Raw genomic sequence first — 686 nt, forward strand, 5'->3', positions numbered from 1 at the left:
AAGAGCGCGAGGAGTCCGGCACGCCCCGGCTGGTCGTGCCGCTCCTGCGTCAGGACCGTCCCGAGCCGCGGTCCCTCACCACCGCCCTGGCGCGGGCCTACGTCCACGGCGCCGACGTCGACTGGACGGCGCTGCTGCCCGGCGGGCGGCAGGTCGAGCTGCCCACCTACGCCTTCCAACGTCGGCGCTACTGGCTGGAAGAGGACCACCGGGCAGGGGCCGATCCGGCGGGATTGGGGCTGTCCGAGCCCGGTCACCCGCTCCTGGCAGCGGCCGTGCGCCTGGCGGACGACCAGGGCGTGGTGCTGACGGGGCGGCTTTCCCTGCGCACGCACCCATGGCTGGCCGACCACGCGATCGGCGGCACGGTCCTGTTCCCGGGTGCCGGTCTGGTGGAGATCGCGTTGCGGGCCGGGGATGAGGTCGGTTGCCCGCGTCTGGAAGAACTCACCTTGGAGATGCCTCTGGTCATCCCCGAGGAAGGCGATGTCGCCCTTCAGGTCCGGGTCGGTGCGCAGGACGAGTCCGGCTGGCGGCCGGTCAGTGTGCACTCGCAGGCCGGGCCGGACGAGGAGTGGACCCGGCACGTCAGTGGGGCGCTCAGCCAGGCCGCGGTGACCGGCCCCGTCGACCTCGGCGCCTGGCCGCCTCCCGGGGCGAGCCCCATCGAGCTGGACGGTTTCTAC

At 73.5% G+C, this 686-nt stretch carries 1 protein-coding gene; it reads left to right on the forward strand.

All coding sequences use genetic code 11. The features are described from left to right. Positions 1-686 (forward strand): polyketide synthase dehydratase domain-containing protein (locus tag G6048_RS48420; RefSeq protein WP_206343065.1); only part of this gene is annotated, 686 nt, incomplete at both ends.

Origin of the sequence: Streptomyces ureilyticus (genome assembly GCF_011045025.1) — a bacterium.
GTDB classification, from domain to species: domain Bacteria; phylum Actinomycetota; class Actinomycetes; order Streptomycetales; family Streptomycetaceae; genus Streptomyces; species Streptomyces ureilyticus.